The 19854-nt window shown below is 41.2% G+C and carries 18 protein-coding genes; 10 read left to right on the top strand and 8 right to left on the bottom strand.

Translation table 11 applies throughout. The annotated features are described in order from the left end of the window. Positions 1-43 precede the first annotated feature (43 nt). The 6 genes from CS931_RS08055 to CS931_RS08075 form a co-directional block, all read right to left on the bottom strand. Positions 44-961, bottom strand: coding sequence for a 4Fe-4S binding protein (locus CS931_RS08055; protein WP_242964940.1), 918 nt, complete (start codon positions 959-961; stop codon positions 44-46). Beyond that, positions 954-1118, bottom strand: a complete 165-nt coding sequence (locus tag CS931_RS12820) for a CD1871A family CXXC motif-containing protein (protein WP_370738188.1) — start codon at positions 1116-1118, stop codon at positions 954-956. The genes CS931_RS08055 and CS931_RS12820 overlap by 8 nt, the downstream gene beginning before the upstream one ends. After that, positions 1087-1704 (bottom strand): TlpA family protein disulfide reductase, encoded by a 618-nt coding sequence (locus tag CS931_RS08060; RefSeq protein ID WP_159459773.1) that lies wholly within the window; start codon positions 1702-1704, stop codon positions 1087-1089. The genes CS931_RS12820 and CS931_RS08060 overlap by 32 nt, the downstream gene beginning before the upstream one ends. Before the next feature lie 60 nt (positions 1705-1764). Continuing rightward, positions 1765-2079: an ArsR/SmtB family transcription factor gene (locus CS931_RS08065; RefSeq protein ID WP_099205270.1), complete on the bottom strand. Its 315-nt coding sequence runs from the start codon at positions 2077-2079 to the stop codon at positions 1765-1767. Between the two features lie 191 nt (positions 2080-2270). Further along, positions 2271-2744 (bottom strand): transcriptional regulator NrdR, encoded by a 474-nt coding sequence (gene nrdR, locus CS931_RS08070; protein ID WP_099205271.1) that lies wholly within the window; start codon positions 2742-2744, stop codon positions 2271-2273. A gap of 142 nt (positions 2745-2886) precedes the next feature. Beyond that, on the bottom strand, positions 2887-3714 hold the full coding sequence (locus CS931_RS08075; RefSeq protein WP_159459774.1) for a sugar phosphate isomerase/epimerase family protein: 828 nt from the start codon (positions 3712-3714) through the stop codon (positions 2887-2889). Positions 3715-3892: 178 nt separating this feature from the next. On the opposite strand from CS931_RS08075, the gene CS931_RS08080 reads away from it, so the two are divergent. Further along, the gene (locus tag CS931_RS08080; protein WP_099205273.1) at positions 3893-5815 is read left to right on the top strand and encodes an ABC transporter ATP-binding protein; all 1923 of its coding nucleotides are present in this window, start codon (positions 3893-3895) and stop codon (positions 5813-5815) included. A 112-nt stretch (positions 5816-5927) separates the two neighbouring features. Further along, positions 5928-7217 carry a tRNA (N(6)-L-threonylcarbamoyladenosine(37)-C(2))-methylthiotransferase MtaB gene (mtaB, locus tag CS931_RS08085; protein ID WP_099205274.1) on the top strand — a complete coding sequence of 430 codons (1290 nt, stop codon included), beginning with the start codon at positions 5928-5930 and terminating at the stop codon, positions 7215-7217. Positions 7218-7289: 72 nt separating this feature from the next. Here mtaB and CS931_RS08090 read toward each other — a convergent pair whose 3' ends face one another. Next, a complete protein-coding gene (locus CS931_RS08090; protein ID WP_099205275.1) occupies positions 7290-7535 on the bottom strand; it encodes an RDAC family protein in 246 nt (81 codons plus the stop codon). Positions 7536-7552: 17 nt separating this feature from the next. Then, positions 7553-8425 (bottom strand): sugar phosphate isomerase/epimerase family protein, encoded by an 873-nt coding sequence (locus CS931_RS08095; RefSeq protein ID WP_099205276.1) that lies wholly within the window; start codon positions 8423-8425, stop codon positions 7553-7555. A 307-nt stretch (positions 8426-8732) separates the two neighbouring features. Here CS931_RS08095 and CS931_RS08100 point away from each other — a divergent pair, with 307 nt between their 5' ends. The 8 genes from CS931_RS08100 to pfkA all read left to right on the top strand — a co-directional run bounded on the left by CS931_RS08100 (position 8733) and on the right by pfkA (position 19663). Beyond that, positions 8733-9914 carry a MalY/PatB family protein gene (locus CS931_RS08100; protein ID WP_099205277.1) on the top strand — a complete coding sequence of 394 codons (1182 nt, stop codon included), beginning with the start codon at positions 8733-8735 and terminating at the stop codon, positions 9912-9914. Positions 9915-9965: 51 nt separating this feature from the next. After that, positions 9966-10931: an HPr(Ser) kinase/phosphatase gene (gene hprK / locus CS931_RS08105; protein ID WP_099205278.1), complete on the top strand. Its 966-nt coding sequence runs from the start codon at positions 9966-9968 to the stop codon at positions 10929-10931. Positions 10932-11149: 218 nt separating this feature from the next. Further along, complete coding sequence (locus tag CS931_RS08110) at positions 11150-11899, top strand: phosphatase (RefSeq protein ID WP_099205279.1); 750 nt, start codon at positions 11150-11152, stop codon at positions 11897-11899. 19 nt (positions 11900-11918) lie between these two features. Beyond that, on the top strand, positions 11919-12827 hold the full coding sequence (gene murB / locus CS931_RS08115; RefSeq protein WP_242964941.1) for a UDP-N-acetylmuramate dehydrogenase: 909 nt from the start codon (positions 11919-11921) through the stop codon (positions 12825-12827). Positions 12828-13071: 244 nt separating this feature from the next. Then, positions 13072-13929 carry an RNase adapter RapZ gene (gene rapZ, locus CS931_RS08120; RefSeq protein ID WP_099205281.1) on the top strand — a complete coding sequence of 286 codons (858 nt, stop codon included), beginning with the start codon at positions 13072-13074 and terminating at the stop codon, positions 13927-13929. Positions 13930-13944: 15 nt separating this feature from the next. Continuing rightward, positions 13945-14877: a DNA-binding protein WhiA gene (gene whiA, locus CS931_RS08125; RefSeq protein ID WP_099205282.1), complete on the top strand. Its 933-nt coding sequence runs from the start codon at positions 13945-13947 to the stop codon at positions 14875-14877. A gap of 126 nt (positions 14878-15003) precedes the next feature. After that, positions 15004-18510, top strand: a complete 3507-nt coding sequence (locus tag CS931_RS08130; protein WP_099205283.1) for a DNA polymerase III subunit alpha — start codon at positions 15004-15006, stop codon at positions 18508-18510. Between the two features lie 184 nt (positions 18511-18694). Continuing rightward, positions 18695-19663 (top strand): 6-phosphofructokinase, encoded by a 969-nt coding sequence (pfkA, locus tag CS931_RS08135; RefSeq protein ID WP_099205284.1) that lies wholly within the window; start codon positions 18695-18697, stop codon positions 19661-19663. Positions 19664-19854: the final 191 nt, after the last annotated feature.

Here is a 19854-nt window from a genome sequence, read left to right on the forward strand (position 1 = left end):
CCCAAATTTGTATTTCAGGTGACAATGCTTTTAACTTTGCTATTCAATTTTTCGCTTTTATATCCGAAATTCTTCTCTTATCTAAGCTTTTTTCTTTGCTGCCAAACTGAAATCCAGAGGTTATCGCTCCCGTTGGACAAACCGTTTTACAGACACCGCAGCGCACACATTCTCCATGATTGCACTGCTTGACGGGATCAATGTTCATCGGACATTCCCGCTCACATTTTCCACAGCTAATACATGTTGTTTTAGAGACCGTATAGTGGTATGCCGATATTTTATTGAATAAGGCATAAATTGTACCGAGCGGACAAATGTACTTGCAAAACGGACGATAGATTATAATAGAAAGCAAAATGGTGACGATGAGAATAACAAGCTTCCAAGTAAACAGAAATCCTACTGCGCTCTGCAAGCTGGGATTGCTACTGACTAGCGGAATACCGCCCTCTAACATACCCGCAGGGCAAATCCATTTGCAAAAGGCCGGTGAACCTCCGCCGATGGCATCCACAACAAACATGGGTATCAATAAAACGAATACAAGCAAGATAAAATACTTCAACAATCTTAAACTCTTATCCCCTCTAAAAGTCTTAATCTTCTTGGGGAATGGAATTTTGTGCAGTAAATCCTGTACAAAACCAAATGGGCAAAGAAAACCGCAGACAAAGCGACCTAGCAGTGAACCAACAAGCAAGAAAAAACCCATGAGATAAAAAGAAAGTTGATATTCAAAACTGCCCACAACCGCTTGCAGCGAACCAATGGGACAAGAGCCGAGCGCACCGGGACAAGAATAACAATTTAGCCCCGGCACACACAAACTCTTTAGCTTTCCATTATAAATTTTCCCTGTAAAAAAACCGCTGATATTGGCATTTGTTAAGAACGCCCACCCTGCTTGTATGCCATTTCTTCGGCTGAACAACTTTGCTAGTTGATTCTTTTTAGCCAATGCCAATACACTCCAAACAAATATAGATTGCTTTCATTAAAACGGTCTTAACTTCGCCTCTGCTTGCTCCTATAAAAATAAAGACAACACCCAACAAAATGAGAATCCAACGTACCCATGCGTAGTTAAGTTTCCATTGCTTCCAATACTTTGTCAATGATTTCACTCCATTTTGCAAAGTCATTTGCTGACTGTACCACATACAGTAGCTCCCCTTTGTCGTTCACAAACAATGTTGTCGGGAAAGCCTGCACTCTCGGCAGAATTTCAGTCATCAAGGTTTCATCTGGCAAAACGACCGTATAATCTGCCCCAGCTGTTTCTAGGAGCGTCTTGGCATTCTCTATAATTTTGTCGTCTTTTTTGCCTTCTTGGTCAACACCATCATGCAGCAAACCAATCAATTGCACATGTTTATCAGGATAGGATTCCGTGATCTGCTGTAACTCGGGCAACTCACTGATACAAGGCGGACACCATGTTGCCCAAATATTAATAATAGTCAAATCTGATTCAGCAAATATTTCGCTGCTAACCGATTGGTCATTTAGGTCTGTGGTGTCAAAACTGACAACCAGGGGTTCCTCTTCTACCTTTGCAGAAGAATTGCTTTGCTCAGAAGCAGACGACTTTTGCACTGCTGCCGATGAAGATGGAGTTTCTTTGCTTTGGCAAGCGGTGAAAATACCTAAAGACAGCAACGAAGTGAGAATCAACGCAACCGCTTTCATCTTTGTTTTCATAATCACTATCCTCTCTACAATCATAGAAATCAACTGTTTAAGGCCATGTTAAAATCATTTTTAAATGCCCATATCATCTGGCTCATCGGGATAACGGTCACAATAATATTTGCGTAAAACATTAATAACTTCTGCAATTTTTTCATCCGCTATAAAATAAGTGACTTTTTGTCCTGACTTTGAAGAATCCAAGATACCATGTGCTTTGAGAATACTTAAATGCTGCGAAAGAGCTGATTGCGTAATTCCCGGAAGATGTTCAGCTATTTCGCTCACGGTAAGCGGTGTATCCATCAATACACAAAAGGTAATAAGACGATTTTCATTTGCCAACACTTTCAATATTTCTGCCATTCTTTTGGCTTTATTTGCCATAGTTTCACCCCTGTTCTCTGCTTTGAGGTTTATAACCTGTTAATATATTAGAATTTTCTAAAATATTAACATATATTATGTGTCTCGTCAAGAAAAATATTCTTTCTCCGCCTTTTAGTTTGCTTTTTGCATTGAACTAAATTTACCATAAATAAAAAAGACTTGCACAAAGCGCAAATCTTTTTCCGTTTTTATTCATTTTCAGAATCTTGCTTTTTATTGATTAACTTGCTCAATTCTTCCATAAAGCTGTTGATATCTTTAAACTGGCGATAGACCGAAGCAAAACGAACATAGGCAACTTCATCTAACTCTTGCAGCTTCTCCATCGCATAAATTCCGATTTTCTGCGAAGAAACTTCTCTGTCCAACGAGTTTTGAAGCGTATTTTCAATTTCATCTACCAATTTTTCTAGCATATCAATTGAGACCGGTCTTTTTTCACAGGCACGAAGCAAACCGCCTAGCAGTTTATTGCGGTCAAAGGTTTCTCTCGACTTATCCTTTTTAATGACAACAATCGGTACATTTTCAATGATTTCATAGGTCGTAAATCGCTTGGCACATTTCAAGCATTCTCTCCGGCGACGAATGCGTTCGCCCTCATCAGTCGGGCGGGAATCAATTACCTTGCTTTCGCTGTAGTTGCAATAAGGGCATTTCAATGGTACGACCTCCAAACTTTATCTGTTTTTACGACAATTATACTTGTTTTTTCGAAAAAAATCAAGCTTTATGCGATTTTTAGCCTCTTTGCCCTATAGAAGATATCGCCGTTTAGTTAAAACGTTGCCTTCCCGTTTAGAATCAGACAAATTGCAGCATTTTTTGACGACTTTCAGCAAGCACTTGTATATCATCATAACTGTTGCTATACACCTCTGTCACCAGTTTACCTGTGTAGCCTATGTCATTTAATAAGGCAAAAAGTTTGCCAAAATCATAGTCACCAATCCCGGGTACAAGACAGGGAAAATCCCCTTTGCTATCACTGATATGCACATGACAAAGCTTTTCTCCCATCGCCTTTACCATCTCTTCAATTGGCACTCCAGACAGTCGGCACTGCTTAATATCCATAACAAAAGCGCAGTCCTCTTGCAGATAGTCTTTCATACTACGAATAAAGTCGGGACTTTCGCTTTTATGTGCTGTCACATTTTCCTGAATCGGATACGCTCCAATATCACGGCCGGCACGATACAACCGACTGAAGGTTTCCCAATATCCTTTATCAGCCGCAATTGCATTAAAACCGCTTTTATTCGGAACATGACTGCCCGCATGGCGACCATGAACCCCATGTATGACAACATATTTTGCGCCTAAGTGGGCTGCTGCTTCCATAAAGCTTTTATAAATCTCTATTCCCTCTTCTGTACGGCGGTCATAGTTACCGAACAACAGCATAGTTTCCATCGGCGAAGTATAGGGATGAACCGAAGTAAAAATGGCACCGTAGTGATCCGCTCTTTTCTTTAGTTCTTTCATAAAATCAGGAGAAAATTCCTGTTGCGCGTTGACGAATACTTCAAATACACGAAACCCCATTTCTAAAAGGGTTTGCAGTGCTTCTTCCGTGTGCATGGGATATAGGGAGGCTGTGCTAATACCCAGGTCGTTTTTTGTAATCATAGAACCCTCCATTAAAAATCTGTTATGATATTTCGTTTTTATTATATTCCCTTTTGAGGTTCAATTCAACTAACTATCACATCTATTTTACAGTTTTGGCTTGCAGTTGCGAAATTTAAATTTATCCTATATAATAGAAAGTTGAAATCACGAACAACTCGAAGATCAGGAGATATAAATGGCAATTTTAACAGCAAGTAATCTGACCAAGAGCTTTGGCGATACCACTGTTGTGGAAAATATTACTTTCGAAATACAAAAAGGTGACAGGGTTGGTCTTGTCGGTGTGAATGGCAGCGGCAAGACGACTTTATTTAAACTCTTAACCGGTGAATATATTTCTGACACAGGCGGCATGGCCTATGCCAAAGAAACCAATCTTGGCTACATGGAGCAACATGTCTGCAAAGATTTAGAACGTACCGCTTTTGATGAAGTGATGACTGTCTTTGAAGACTTGCTGACATTAGAAGCTGAGTTGGAAAGCCTCACAAAACAGCTTACTTCGTCTTCTCTTGCAGAAGATGAAATGAATGCGCTGATTCTGCGTCAAACTGAATGTAACGACCGCTTTGTGAATGAAGGCGGTCTTACCTGCCGCAACCGCGCTAAGAGCACACTAATTGGTTTAGGCTTTGCCGAGAATCAAATTGAGAACCCTGTCGGTATTTTGAGCGGCGGCCAAAAAGCAAAATTACAGCTTGCCAAAATGCTACTTGGACAAGCCAACTTTTTGCTTTTAGATGAGCCGACCAACCACCTTGACATTACTTCAGTGGAATGGCTTGAAGAATTCCTCAAGAACTACCGAGGCAGTTATATTGTCATTTCGCATGATCGTTATTTTCTTGATAAAATCACAGATCGCACTTTTGAAATGGCACATACACATCTCTCGTGCTATAAAGGAAACTATTCTAAATTCTTACTTCTCAAGGAAGAAAAACGCCTGACCATGCAGCGTGAATACGACGCCCGCCAAAAAGAAATCAAACGGATTGAGGGCATTATCGAACAACAAAAACGTTTTAATCAGGCACGCAACTATGTTACGATTGGCAGCAAGCAAAAACAGATTGATCGCCTATCTGATGATTTGGAACGACCTGAAAATGATCCAAAATCTATTCGCTTTCAGTTTAAAGCCAGCCGTCGATGCGGTGATGAAGCACTGCATATCAAAAATCTTGCCCTCCGCTTTGACGAACACCAACTTTTTGAGCAAGTTTCCATGGATATTTATCGAGGTGAAAAAGTTTTCCTCATTGGCCCAAACGGCTGTGGAAAAACTTCTCTGTTAAAAATCTTACTTGGCCACTATCTGCAGAGCGAAGGTTTCGTGAAATTCGGTGTAGACGTTGACATCGGCTACTATCAGCAATCGCAGAGTGGGCTACATGACGAAAAAACAGTTATTGATGAGATTTGGGATATGTACCCCTCCATGACACAGACCGAAGTGCGCAGTGCTCTGGCTATTTTTCTCTTTCAAGGAGAAGATGTTTTTAAACCAATCGGTGCTTTAAGCGGCGGTGAGCGTGCTCGTATTCTTCTTTTAAAGCTTATGCTCTCACAGACCAATTTTCTTCTGTTGGATGAACCAACCAACCATTTGGATATCGGTTCTTGTGAAGCTTTAGAAAACACACTCACTGATTACGACGGCACTCTATTAGTCGTTTCGCATGACCGTTACTTAATCAATAAATTAGCTGACAAGATTTATTATCTTGATAAAAACGGTGCTACTCTGTATCTAGGCAACTACGACAGCTTTTTGGAACAAAGAGAACAGGAGCAGTTGTCTCAAGTAGAAGTAAAACCAGAAAAGGCAGAGAAACAAGTCGGCTACAAGCAGAAAAAAGAACGAGATGCCTTTTTGCGTAAGCAGCGTGCAGCGCTTTCAAAATGTGAGCGTGAAATTGAAGCTACTGATGAAAAACTGGCTCTGCTCTCTGAAAAAATGAATGACCCGCAAATTTCCTCTGATTATGAAGAGAGCATGAGGATTTCAGAAGAAATTGCACAGACACAGGCTGAATCTGAACTACTGTGGCAAACTTGGACAGAACTAAGCGAGAGTTTGGAAGAAACAGATTAAGATTCTTTTTTATGTCTTAAACCGTTAGAAAATCTTTTAATCATAGAACCATACGCTATACCCAAAATGGTGATACCGTCTGACGTTCTTTTATTGTATAACAGGAGCACTTATGAAAGTTAAAATTCGCACCCTTGGGTGCAAAGTCAATCAATATGAATCCGAAGTGATGATGTCTCTGCTGCTTTCCAGCGGTTTTTTCAAAGCAGAGTCAGAAGAACCTGCTGACGTTATCATTGTTAATTCTTGCACAGTGACGGCCGCCAGCGACAAAAAAGTACGGCAAACCCTTCGACACGAAAAAAAACAAAACCCTGATGCTGTTGCCGTTTTAACAGGCTGTATGCCACAGGCATTCCCTGAAATAGCCGACCGCTTTTTAGATGCTGATATTGTTATTGGCACTAAGAATCGTTCTGCCCTGCCCAGCCATATTTTGCAGTATCTCTCGACCAAACAGCGCATTATCGACATCGCACCGCACGAAAAAGGCGACAAGTTTGAATCCATGCAAATCACGTCTTTTGGGGAACGCACCAGAGCTTTCCTCAAAATTCAAGACGGCTGTAATCGCTTTTGTTCTTACTGTATCATTCCTTATGCCAGAGGACGAGTGCGCTCTAAACCGCTTGATGATATTCAGAAAGAGGTTCATGCGTTAGCAGAGAATGGCTACCGAGAAATCGTGCTGACGGGTATTAATCTACCGGCTTACGGAGAAGATTTAGACCTTCACCTCTGTGATGCGGTTGATGCTGTTTGCGCAGAAGAATCTATCAAACGTGTCCGTCTTGGTTCGTTAGAACCCGAAAGACTTACACCTCACGTAATTGCAAGGCTTGCTAAACAAGAAAAGCTTTGTCCCTCTTTTCATCTTTCTTTGCAAAGTGGTTGTGACGAAACCCTAAAACGTATGAACCGCCACTACACAACCAATGAATACCGCAAAATCGTGGCTGATTTACGGGAAGCTTTTCCAAATTGTGCAATTACCACCGATATTATGGTCGGATTTCCAGGCGAAACCGATGAAGAATTTGAAGCTTCACTGGCATTTGCCAAAGAGATTGAGTTTGCTCGAACTCATGTGTTTGCTTATTCTCGCCGCCCAGGTACAAAAGCATATGATGCGCCAAATCAACTGACTAATTCTGTAAAAAACGAGCGCAGCCATCGCATGATTGCGGTCATCACGCAAACACAGCGTGATTTTCATGAGTTGCAAGTAGGCAGAACAGAAGAAGTTATTTTTGAACAGCTTTGCGGTGAAAACCTCTATGAAGGGTACACTATGAATTATACACCCGTACATGCTTATTCAGAAATCGATATCACCAAACAAATTTTACCTGTAAAAATCACCCGTGCTGAAAATGATTATTGTGTCGGCAACTTAACCTAACAAAAAGCTTCTTGATTTAAAATAAATCAAGAAGCTTTTTTCTTTAGCTCATTCTATTCTTTTTTAATTAGGTTAGTTTACTGCCCAAAACCGTTCGCCATCTGTACTAAACGCAAGTTTTATCTCTCTTGGGGCAAAATAATCAGACAGAAAAGCTTGCAGTTTTTCTGTTGCAACAGCCTGATTCGCTGCCATATTTTCTAGCCACATAGTTTGCCCACCACAAGCATCACGCAGATGAACTTGAAACGGAAATTCCTTTTCCTTTAAAGCGTGGTTTAATTCGATAATTTCATGAATACCTATTATTTTTGCCATGATATTCACCTTCCAGATCAAATGTCTCCATTTAATCTCTTTAGATTTTCGAGTCCAAGGGCGATACCCGATAAAGCTGGCTCTAGCCCCTCAAATTCAATTGCAATTGTGCCGTCATATCCAGTTGATTTTAGCACTTGCAGACATTGTTTGACTGGCACAACACCGTGACCGATAATCGTTCCTCTCAGGTAGTTGCCAGCACGTGTTGGGAAGAAGCCTTGGCCGGGGTTGCCCTCTTGTCCGCTTTTGAACAAAAAGTCTTTAGCATGAGCATAAAAAGCGTAAGGTGCTACACGAGCATAAGCCTTTTCAGGTGCTTCATCCACGCAGAGGAAATTGCCCATATCGCACAAAAGTCCAAAATTATCATCAGCGACGGCATTGACTAATTTTTCAACACGTCGGCTGTCTTGAGAGAAATAGCCGTGATTTTCTACCATCGTTCGAACGCCTTTTGTCTTGGCATAAGCAGTCACAGCTCGGCAACCCTCAACCAAAATAGGAAGTACCTGATCAAAACCTTTAAATCCTCTTTCGCCTTGAGGATAACCGGCAGTAGCATCATGGCGCATGCTAGTTGCACCCAAGCGAACAGCCATATCAACTTCTTTGCAAACTCTGGCAATCTCTTTTTGAAGATCACCGCCTGAACCTGTCAAGAAGTCTGCTCCTACTGTATAGTTCGATACAAAAAGGCCTTCTTTTTCACATTCAGCTTTCAGAATATCTGCATATTCTTCTTCTGAAAATCCACTTTCAGGTTGTACGCCAACAAATTCAATCGCGTCAAAACCCATTTCTTTCGCTTTTTTGATACAATCCTTTTGTGTCATTTCACCACTGCCGAGCAACGATGAAAAGCTGTATGTACTGACTGAATATTTCATCACAATCTCCTCCGTATTTTAAGCGTATTTGTAAGTCTAAAAACCAAAATTTTTTGCGAAAAAAGCAGCCTCTTAAAAAGAGGTAACTACCTTTTATATACAAATTTTTAGCCGCAGAGCGTAGTTTCTAGCATTTGCATACACGCTTAGATTTATGTGTTCATCATATCACACTCTTTTATAAAAAAGAAGATGATTTTCTGTTTTTTGATAAAATGTTTTGCCATCAGAGAGATGGATATTTATCCATAGACATTTCTGTTCAAAGTTGTTATAATGAAAAGACTAGAGAATGGAGGTCTGTAACATGCCCTATGATTTTGAAACACTAGTTAGCCGAAAAAATACCGGTTCTTCTAAGTGGAATTCGATGTATAATTCCGTTAAAGATGAGCTGTCTGACGATATTATTCCCTTTTCCATTGCTGATATGGATTTAAAACATCCGCCTCAGATTACAAAAGCTTTGCAGAACTATGTAGCAGAAAACATTTTGGGATACACACACCCTCATCCTGCCTACACAGATGCTGTCTGCCATTGGATGAAAACTCGTCACAATTGGGAAGTTGAAGCTGAATGGATTATTCCTTTTCCGGGTATTGTTCCCGCTGTTTATGGCATAGTCAGAACTTTTACAGAACCCGACGACGGCATTATCATCATGCCGCCTGTTTACTACCCTTTCTATTCTGCTATTAGCAGCAACGGCCGCAAAACGGTAGAAAATTTGTTGATTGACAATAATGGCCACTATGAAATTGACTTTGCTGATTTAGAAGAAAAGGCAAAAGATCCGAAAAATACTATGTTGATTTTTTGCAGCCCTCATAACCCTGTTGGGCGCGTTTGGACACCCGAAGAACTCGAAAAAGTAGGTCAAATTTGCCTTGATAATCACGTTCTCCTTGTTTCTGACGAAATCCATTTTGATTTGGTTATGCCTGGCTATCACCACACGGTACTTTCTACGGTTAACCCTGCTTTTGCAGCGAATACCATTGTTTGTACTGCGCCGACAAAAACATTTAATCTTGCTGGATTGAATGTTTCCAATCTGGTCATTCAAAATGATACTTTACGCAGCAAATTTAAAAACTATATCGAGTCTTTGGGTCAAATCGGTGTGAATGCCTTAGGCCTCAAAGCGTGCCAAGTAGCCTATACTGAATGTGCCGATTGGCTGGACAACCTTATTGCTCTTCTTGACACTAACAAGAAGCTTTGCGAAAACTTTATGAAAGAGCATATCCCGCAAATTGAAGTTCGCACACTTGAGGGCACTTATCTGCAATGGTGGGACTGCCGTAAATTGAATTTGAGCGAAAAGGAACTCGAAAAGCTAAACCAAGAAAAAGCATTTCTCTTTTTAGACGAAGGTTATATTTTTGGAAAATCCGGTTCAGGCTTTGAGAGAATCAACCTTGCCTGCCCCACTGCCTATATCGAAAAAGCTTTGCTCAGACTTGAAAAAGCGCTAGAAAATTAGTATTGCGCTTACCACATATTATTCTAAACTGTAAACAAAAAGGTGGATACTATGGCACAAGAATATTCAATTTCCTTGTCAAGAGTCGTGAAAGAACTTTCACTGACAGAAAAATACCTGCCGAAAAGTGCAGAAGAAATTCAAATTACCTCCCGCGATGTAAATCGTCCGGGAATCGAACTCAACGGCTTTTTTGACTATTTTGACCCCACTCGAATTGCAATTATTGGACGAGCTGAAATGGCAATGATTGAAAGCTTTGGCGAAGAAAAATGTATTAAAGCAGTCGATAACTTTTTTTCTCTAAAACCACCTGCTGTTATCATTTCGAGAGGCATTATTCCCGAAGAGCATTTTTTGCATAGTGCTCGCAGACACGGCGTTCCTATCTTGCTTTCAGAAGAATCCACCTCCAATTTGGTTGCCGGTTTGGTTGCTTTCTTAAACGTGGAACTGGCACCTCGTATTACCCGCCATGGTGTTTTGGTAGAAATTTATGGCGAAGGTATTCTTCTTGTTGGTGACAGCGGTGTTGGTAAGAGTGAAACCGCTATTGAGCTAATTAAGCGTGGTCACAGACTAATTGCCGATGATGCCGTAGAAATTCGTCGTGTTTCTAATATTTCTTTGGTCGGGCAAGCTCCTGAAAACATTCGCTATTTTATTGAATTGCGCGGCATTGGTATGATTAATGCTAAGCGTACATTTGGTATTGGAGCTGTTAAAGAACAAGAAAAAATTGATATGTGCATTAACCTTGAAAATTGGAACGCTTCCAAAACATATGACCGCATGGGCATCGACAATGAATACACCGATATTTTGGGTATTAAAATACCCGTCATGACCATCCCCGTTAAACCCGGTCGTAACTTGGCCGTTATTCTTGAAGTCGCCGCTATGACCTATCGTCAGCGCAAAATGGGTTATAACGCTGCTCATGAACTGCTTCAAAACCTTGGTATGGATTTAAGTGTCATTCAGGGCACCGAAAGCACGGTAGAAATCAATATTTAATCGCTATAGCAATTGGTTCAAAAAATCTTGCGATAGCGGCAAAAGCAAAGTCTGCAAGGGAGGGTTTGGGATTGTGTTGCGTTCGCCGCTTTCAGTCTTTCTCCTCCCTTGCTTTTATTTTTGCCATTCATTCTATAACAAATTTGACTAACTTTTCAATAGTTATCCAACTTTATTCAAACCATTTATCTTCTCTCAAGAAAGGAGTCTTCTAAAACATGTATAACATCATTGCCGATTTGCATACTCATACAATAGCCTCTACTCATGCGTACAGCACCATTGCCGAGATGGCAGTTTCTGCCCGTGACAAAGGTCTTTACGCTTTGGCCATCACTGATCACGCTTCTCCTATGCCGGGCGGCCCAGGTCCGTGGTATTTTTCCAATCTGAGAAGTTCCGTTCCGCTTTTTTACAAAGATGTCTTAATTTTAGCTGGCATTGAGGCTGATGTCATCGATTTCGAAGGTCACTTGGACCTCGAACCCATTGACGAAGAACGTTTAGATTGGGTTGTTGCTTCCATTCACGATGTCGGTTTTCCGGGACTTGAAAACCCGGATTTTGACAAATGTACTGCACTTTGGCTAGGTGTAGCCAAAAACCCTGCTGTCAATGTAATTGGCCACAGCGGCAGCCCAAAATTTGCCTATGACTACGAAAAGGTTATCCCTGCATTTGGGGCAAATGGGAAATTGGTTGAAATCAATTCTCATTCTTTTGACGTCAGAGCGGATAATATCAAAAACTGCCGACAAATTGCTCTCACCTGTAAAAAATATGGTGTGTCAATTGTTGTCGATTCTGATGCCCATTTTGAAACACAGATAGCCGACTTCCATCCAGCTCTTCAAATGTTGGAAGAAATCTCTTTTCCAGAAGAATTGATTGTGAATTCATCAAAAGAAAGATTACACGCTTATCTAGAAAAGCATTCAAAAATAGCCAAACTACTTCCTAACACTTAATAGAGAAAGAGGTGACATTTTGGACTTTCATCTGATTGATTCCACTTGCAAAGAATGTGGATGTGATTTGCTAAAAAACGAACCCATGCAGTATCATACTACTTTCAAGATTGGCGGGCCAGCAGACCGCTTTATTACTGTGTATCATGAACAACAGCTCAAAAAAATTCTGCAAGCTGCGAAAGAAAGCGACATTCCATTTTTTATCTTGGGCAAAGGTTCAAACCTGTTAATCTCTGATAAAGGAATATCGGGAATTGTCTTGCACCTAGACGGCGATTTTAAAAAGATGAAATGGACCTCGCCTACTAGCATTTATATTCCTGCGGGGGCATCTTTGGCGGCAGCCTCTCGATTTGCCTGCGAACAAGAGCTGACAGGCTTCGAATTTGCTTGGGGAATTCCGGGCAGTGTTGGCGGCGCTTTATATATGAATGCGGGTGCTTATGGCGGTGAGATGGCACATATTGTCACTTCTGTCACCTATATCACTCCTGTTGGCGAAATCCTCACTGCTTCTGGCGATGAATTGCAATTTGCTTATCGTAAGAGCATGTTTACAGGAACCAACTTAATCATTTTAGGGGCTGAACTGAATTTAAAGCATGGCATATCCAGTGAAATTCAAGCCCTCATGGACGATTTAATGAATCGCCGCAAATCAAAACAACCTTATGATATGCCCAGTGCCGGCAGCGTTTTTAAGCGTCCTGAAGGGCATTATGCTTCGGCCTTGATTGAAGAATCAGGCCTCAAAGGTACCGCCTGTGGCGATGCCATGGTTAGCCCCAAGCATGCCGGTTTTATTGTCAACAATGGTGAGGCAAACTGTGAAGATGTGCTCAATCTAATTGAACTTGTCAAAAAAACCGTTTGGGATAAAAAACAGGTGCACTTAGAGTGTGAAGTGAAAGTATACGGCCGATAGCCGAAATATAAGTGAAGGCATTTAGCTTTACATATAACATTAAGTCCTTGATTTTACTGCTTAAATCTATATATGTAATGTATAATAGCTTTACACTATTGTTTTGATTATCCTTTGTCTTAATTTTTCAGATTTTTGCCTACAATTTGCCTACAACTAAAAAAGAAGAAAAACGTTCTTCTTTTAAGATAGCCAAAGATAACTCTATGGGATAGAAACCGTTGAAAAGAAGGGATTGAATAAGATGGAATTTGTAATTGTAACAGGCATGAGTGGTGCTGGCAAGACAAGAGCCATGCACGCTTTAGAAGACATTGGCTTTTTCTGTGTTGACAATTTACCGCCAGAAATGATTGCCATTTTTTATGATTTGTGCGTGAAGTCTGATAATATGGCACAGCGAATTGCTGTTGTCACTGATACCCGCGGCGGAGAATTATTCAAATCTTTCTTTTCTGCTTTAGAAGCACTCAAACGAGAGAACCGCCCTTATAAAATTGTGTTTCTTGACTGCGCTGAACAGGTACTCGTTAACCGTTTTAAAGAAACCCGCCGCAAACACCCGTTGGCTGACGGACTCAATGGTTCTCTCGAACAGGCTGTAAAACTAGAAAGAGAAATGCTCAAACCTGTCAAAGAATCTTCTGACTATGTGATTAATACCTCGGGTGTCTCCCCTACTCAATTAAAAACTAGAATCACGGAGCTGTTCTTAACCAAAACAGGAGACTCTCTTTCTGTGCACTGCATTAGCTTTGGTTTTAAATTCGGCATCCCCTTAGAGTCTGATTTGATTTTTGATGTTCGCTGTCTGCCGAACCCCTTTTACGACGAAAATTTGCGTCCTCTCACAGGTTTAGACCAGCCCATCATTGATTTTGTGATGAGCAAAGAAGAGACCAAAGGCTTTGTCACTCGTTTCACCGATATGATTGATTACCTGTTGCCTCTCTATAATAAAGAGGGTAAAAGCCAGCTAGTCATTTCTGTGGGGTGCACAGGCGGTCATCACCGCTCTGTTGCTCTTTCACAATATATGTGTGACTATTTACTAAAAAAGGGAATACGCAGCAGTGTTACTCATCGTGACATCATCAAATAGAGACTGGGGTGCATTATGTCTTTTGCATCAGATACAAAAACAGAACTTGCTAAAATTGAATCTAAGAAAAGCTGCTGTCAGTTAGCCGAATGCTATGGCATTTGGCTCTTTTCTCGTTGTTTTACGTTAAAAAACAGCTACTACGTCACAGAAAACTCTTCTGTCACCACGAAAATGGCAGAACTTGCTGCAGCCTGTACAGGCGCAGAGACAGAAATTCGTTATGCAATCAGCCGCCGCCAAAAAACTGCCTATCGCATACAATTGATTGACGACAATGCACGTCAAAATTTGCTGCAAAGATTTGGTGCCACCGGAACAGAACCAAATCTGCGCATTAATCGTGCTAATTTACCAGAGGCTTGCTGTAACAACGCTTTTTTGCGCGGTGCTTTTCTTTCCTGCGGAACAGTAACCAACCCTAGCAAAGAATATCATCTGGAGTTTTCCGTTCCCTATAAAAAATTGTCGCAGGATTTAATTACTCTTATGGGCGAAATAGAAGACCTAAATTTAACCCCTGCCATTTCTATGCGCAAGGGCAGCTATGTTATTTATTTAAAAGACAGTCGGCAAATTGAAGATTTTCTCACCTATTTAGGCGCTTCTTCTGCTTCTATGGAGCTCATGCAGGTTAAAATGTATAAAGAAATGAAAAACGACATTAATCGCAAGGCAAACTTTGAAACTGCCAACATGGATAAAACCTATTCTGCTTCAGCCAGACAGATTGCCGCTATTGTAAAAATCAGCAATGAAGAGGGACTTGAGAGTTTATCGCATGACTTGTACGAACTTGCTCTTCTGCGCCTTGATAACCCTGAAATGAGCCTGCGTGAGCTTGCAGAACAACTTGGTATTACTCGCAGCGCCGTTAATCATCGCATGAAAAAAATACAAGAACTTGGTGATACTTTAGGAGATTCAAGCCATATTAAAATGGTATAGCGCTTTGCTTATTTTTTCTCTTAGTAGTAAAAGAAATTTCGCAGTAAGCAGTAAACAGAATGAAACTTATTTCTTTCTCAGATACAAATATTCTAAACACTAAAAGATTTAGAAAGGAGGAATACGATGGGCTTTGCTCATTTACATCTACACACTGAATTCAGTCTTTTAGACGGTGCTTGCCGCATTGAAAAGGTGCTGGACGCCGCTAAACAAATGGGACAAACTGCTGTGGCCATTACTGACCATGGCGTGATGTATGGTGTCGTCGATTTTTATAAAGCTGCCAAAAAAAGAGGCATCAAACCCATAATCGGCAGTGAGGTTTATGTTGCCAAACGAAGCCGATTTGATAAAACGCATGAATTTGACTATGAAAATCGTCATTTGGTCTTGTTGTGTGAAAATGAAATTGGCTATCAAAATTTAATTTATTTAGTTTCTCACGCATGGACAGAAGGCTTTTATAATAAGCCACGTGTCGATTTAGATTTGCTGGCTGAACATCATGACGGGCTGATTGCACTTTCTGCCTGCCTAGCCGGTGAAGTCTCTCGTGCTCTCTCCCGCAATGACTATGAAGAAGCCAAAACAGCTGCTTTGCGTTATCAAACTATTTTTGGCAAGGATAATTTCTTTTTGGAACTGCAAGATCATGGTCTTCCTGAACAAAAACATGTTAACCCTCAAATCATTCGCTTATCCAAAGAAACTGAAATTCCTCTTGTCGTCACGAATGACTGTCACTATATTCGCAAAGAAGACAGCAAAATGCACCATATTTTGGTTTGCATTCAAACGAACAGAACGATTGAAGATGAAGATACACTTGAGTTTGGTTCTGATGAATTTTACTTTAAAAGTGAAGAAGAAATGCGTGCGCTTTTCCCAAGCTGCCCTGAAGCTGCTGATAACACCGCGCGCATTGCAGAGCGCTGTCAGGTTGACTTTGAGTTTGGTCATACCAAACTTCCGGCTTTCACAACACCTGATGGCAGCGACAACAAAGACTTTTTCATTCGTGAGTGTTATGCCGGCCTTGTGCGCCACTACGGTGAGAAACCGGACCCTAAAATCACCGAAAGACTGCAATACGAAATTTCAACAATTGAGCAAATGGGTTATATCAACTATTTCTTGATTGTATATGATTTTATTCACTATGCCAAAAGCAGAGGAATATCTGTAGGACCTGGACGTGGTTCAGGTGTGGGAAGTATCGCCGCTTATTGTTTAGGGATTACAGGTGTTGACCCACTGCGATATGATTTGATTTTTGAGCGTTTTCTAAACCCTGAACGTGTCAGTATGCCCGACTTTGACATTGACTTTTCAGACGAGCGCCGACAAGAAATTATCGACTATGTAGTAGATAAATATGGTGCTGACCACGTAGCACAAATTGTTACGTTTGGTACTATGGCGGCACGAGGTGCTCTGCGGGATGTAGGTCGAGCACTTGCTATTCCTTATGCAAAAGTGGATATGGTTGCCAAGCTTGTGCCCATGGAACTGGGCATGACGTTGGAAAAAGCTCTCAAAATCTCGAAAGAATTTCGCTCCAAATATGAAGAAGACAGCCAAGTGCAAGACTTAATTGACATGGCGCTTCAACTTGAGGGTATGCCTCGTCACGCTTCTACTCATGCGGCTGGGGTGGTGATTACAGACAAGCCTGTCATGGAATATGTTCCCCTTGCCAAAAATGATGAATCGGTCGTCACTCAATTCACCATGACGACAATTGAAGAGCTCGGTCTGCTCAAAATGGACTTTTTAGGTCTGCGCAATCTCTCTGTTATTGACAACGCTTCTGTCATGATTCGGCAAAAAAATCCGTCTTTCTCTATCGAAATGATTCCAGATGATGACCCTGCTGCTTATACTATGATTGCCAGTGGTGCAACAGAGGGCGTTTTTCAGTTTGAATCTGCGGGTATGCGCCGATTGATTATGCAATCAAAACCATCTCAGCTGGAAGATTTAATCGCTATTATTTCTCTTTATCGTCCAGGCCCCATGCAGTTTATCCCCACTTACATTCAAAACCGAAAAGATCCAACCAAAGTGCGGTATCTACATGAGAAATTGCGCCATATTTTAGATGTTACCTTTGGCTGTATCATCTATCAAGAGCAAGTCATGCAGATTTTCCGCGACCTTGCCGGTTATTCACTTGGGCGAGCTGACATTGTGCGCCGTGCTATGTCAAAAAAGAAGCACCGTGTTTTGGAGAAAGAGAAGCAAGTCTTTCTTCACGGATTAAAGCGTGAGGACGGCACCTATGAAATAGACGGTTGTCTGCGCCGAGGGGTTGATGAAAAGACTGCAGAAATTCTTTTTGGTGAAATTCAAGACTTTGCCTCTTATGCCTTTAATAAATCACACGCAGCAGCCTATGCGGTTGTTGCTTATCAAACCGCTTACCTAAAATGTCATTATCCTTATGAATATATGGCGGCTCTTTTGACTAGTGTTTTGGGCTTTACCTCAAAAGTCACAGAATATATGGAAGAATGCACTCGCTTGAGCATTGCCGTTCTACCTCCTCATGTTAATTACAGCTTAAACGAATTTACTGTTGTTGGCGAAAGCATTCGTTTTGGGCTTTTGGCGATTAAAAACTTGGGGCGCAATGTCATTCTTCGTTTAATTGAAGAACGCCGTTTAAGAGGCAATTTCGTATCTTTTTACGATTTTTGCGAGCGCATGCAAGGTAAAGAATTAAATAAGCGTGCCTTAGAAAGTTTGATTCGCTGCGGTGCTTTAGATGATCTTGGCAACAACCGAAAAGAAATGCTTTCTGCTGTATCCGATATTATGGACAGCCTTGAGGCTGACAAACGACGTAACTTAGAGGGTCAAATCGGCTTTTTTGATACGCTTGAAGATCACTCTTCCTCGGGCACATTCATTCCCTCTATGCCAGATTTTTCTCACTTTGAGAAGCTGAGCATGGAAAAAGAAGTGGCCGGTATGTATCTTTCCGGTCATCCGATGGCTGAATACCGCAATCTTTATCAATCTGCTGCTGTGGCCCGCTTAGATGAAGTTTTGCTATCTTCACAGGGAGAATCTGACCGCTATCATGATGAACAACGAATTCGCTTATTGGGTATTATCACCTCTGTGCGGAAGAAAATCACCAAAAGTAACAGTACCATGGCTTTCGCTACGATTGAGGATATGTTTGGGTCTCTTGAAATGTTGATTTTTCCAGCCGTATTAGATCAATTTAATGAGCAATTGGCTGAATCAAAGATTGTTTCGGTTACAGGACGTTTGAGTTTTACTGAAGAACAAGAGCCTAAATTGCTTTGTGACAGTGTAGAAGATATTCAGCAATTTTTAAAAAATACAGAGAAAACAAGTCCAAATCAGACCTCCGTACCTAAAGCGAAAGCACCTGCCGGACTTTATTTAAAAGTACCGGCACAGAACTCAGCCGTTTATCAAAAAGCTTTGCAATATATCGAAGTGTTTGATGGGCGAAGTGACGTCTATATTCGATTCGCTGATTCTGGCAAGCTTCTGAAAGCGCCGGCAAAATATCGAGTAGACATCAACGATGTTTTGGTGGGAGCTTTGCGGGAATTATTGGGCGAAAATTTAGTAGCTGTGATTAAAAATTAACCTATATTTTTATCAGGAAAATTATTCTTTCTTTTTCACGATGAAATATTGAGATAACACTTGCTATATGGCCTGACTTTGGTATAATATAATGTGAATATCTTAACTTAGTTTATCTTGAGCTTATCGGCAAGAGCGGCTCATCTTATCATCAGATTTATGTATTGAAAGCGAGGAACAAATAATGGGAGCAAAAAGTATTGCAGTGCTGACTAGCGGTGGTGACGCACCCGGCATGAACGCAGCTGTTAGAGCAGTTGTTAGATCTGCACTGTCTATGGGAATGGAAGTTTATGGTGTCAACAGAGGCTATAATGGACTTTTGAAAAATGAATTTATTCCGATGACGCTTCGCAGCGTTTCGGATATCATTTCAGACGGTGGTACTTTTCTTTACACTGCTCGCAGCCCTGAATTTAACTCGGCAGAGGGCGTAAAAAAGGCTGCTGACAACTGCCGTGCCAAAGGCATTGACGGTGTTGTCGTTATCGGTGGTGACGGTTCTTTCCGCGGTGCAAGAGATTTGGTCGGCGCCGGTATTATGTGTATTGGTGTTCCCGGCACAATTGACAACGACATCGCTTGTACAGATTCTACTATTGGTTATGACACTGCTTTAAATACCGCTATGGAAATGGTTGATCGTATTCGTGATACCACAGAATCTCATGACCGCTGCAGCGTTGTTGAAGTTATGGGGCGCAAATGCGGCGATATCGCATTGAATACCGGTATTGCTGTTGGCGCAATTACAACACTGGTTCCTGAAGTGCCTTATGATTTTGACAAAGATATTGTAGCCAGAATTGAACGTTCACGCTCCACCGGCAAAAAGCATTATGTTGTTGTTGTGGCTGAAGGTGTTGGACATACAGAAGAACTTGCCAAAAAGATTGAAGCCGCTACCGGTGTTGAAACCCGTGCTACTATCCTTGGTCACGTACAAAGAGGCGGCTCACCCACTCTGCGTGACAGAGTGCTGGCAAGCCAAATGGGTTATCATGCTGTCAAGCTTCTGCACGAAGGCATTAGCAATCGTATCGTTGCCACAAAAGGCCTAGACGTAGTTGATTATGAAATTACAGAAGCACTAAATCGTGACCGTGTATTTGACGAGGAACTCTACAAAATTTCAGCTGTTCTCTCTATTTAATCTCGCTTTGCTATAACTAAGTATTTAAACCAAGCAATGCTGTACTTTAGATTATAGAATATAGAAAAGCCTAGAGAAAATTCTCTGGGCTTTTTCCTTTTGTACAAAAATTTTTATATCCAACAATGGTTAAGGACTAAAATGTACGTGCTTATTCTTTTAGGCTATTACGGGGTGATTACCCTTGTTCA

Origin of the sequence: Scatolibacter rhodanostii, assembly GCF_900197595.1 — a bacterium.
GTDB classification, from domain to species: domain Bacteria; phylum Bacillota; class Clostridia; order Oscillospirales; family Acutalibacteraceae; genus Scatolibacter; species Scatolibacter rhodanostii.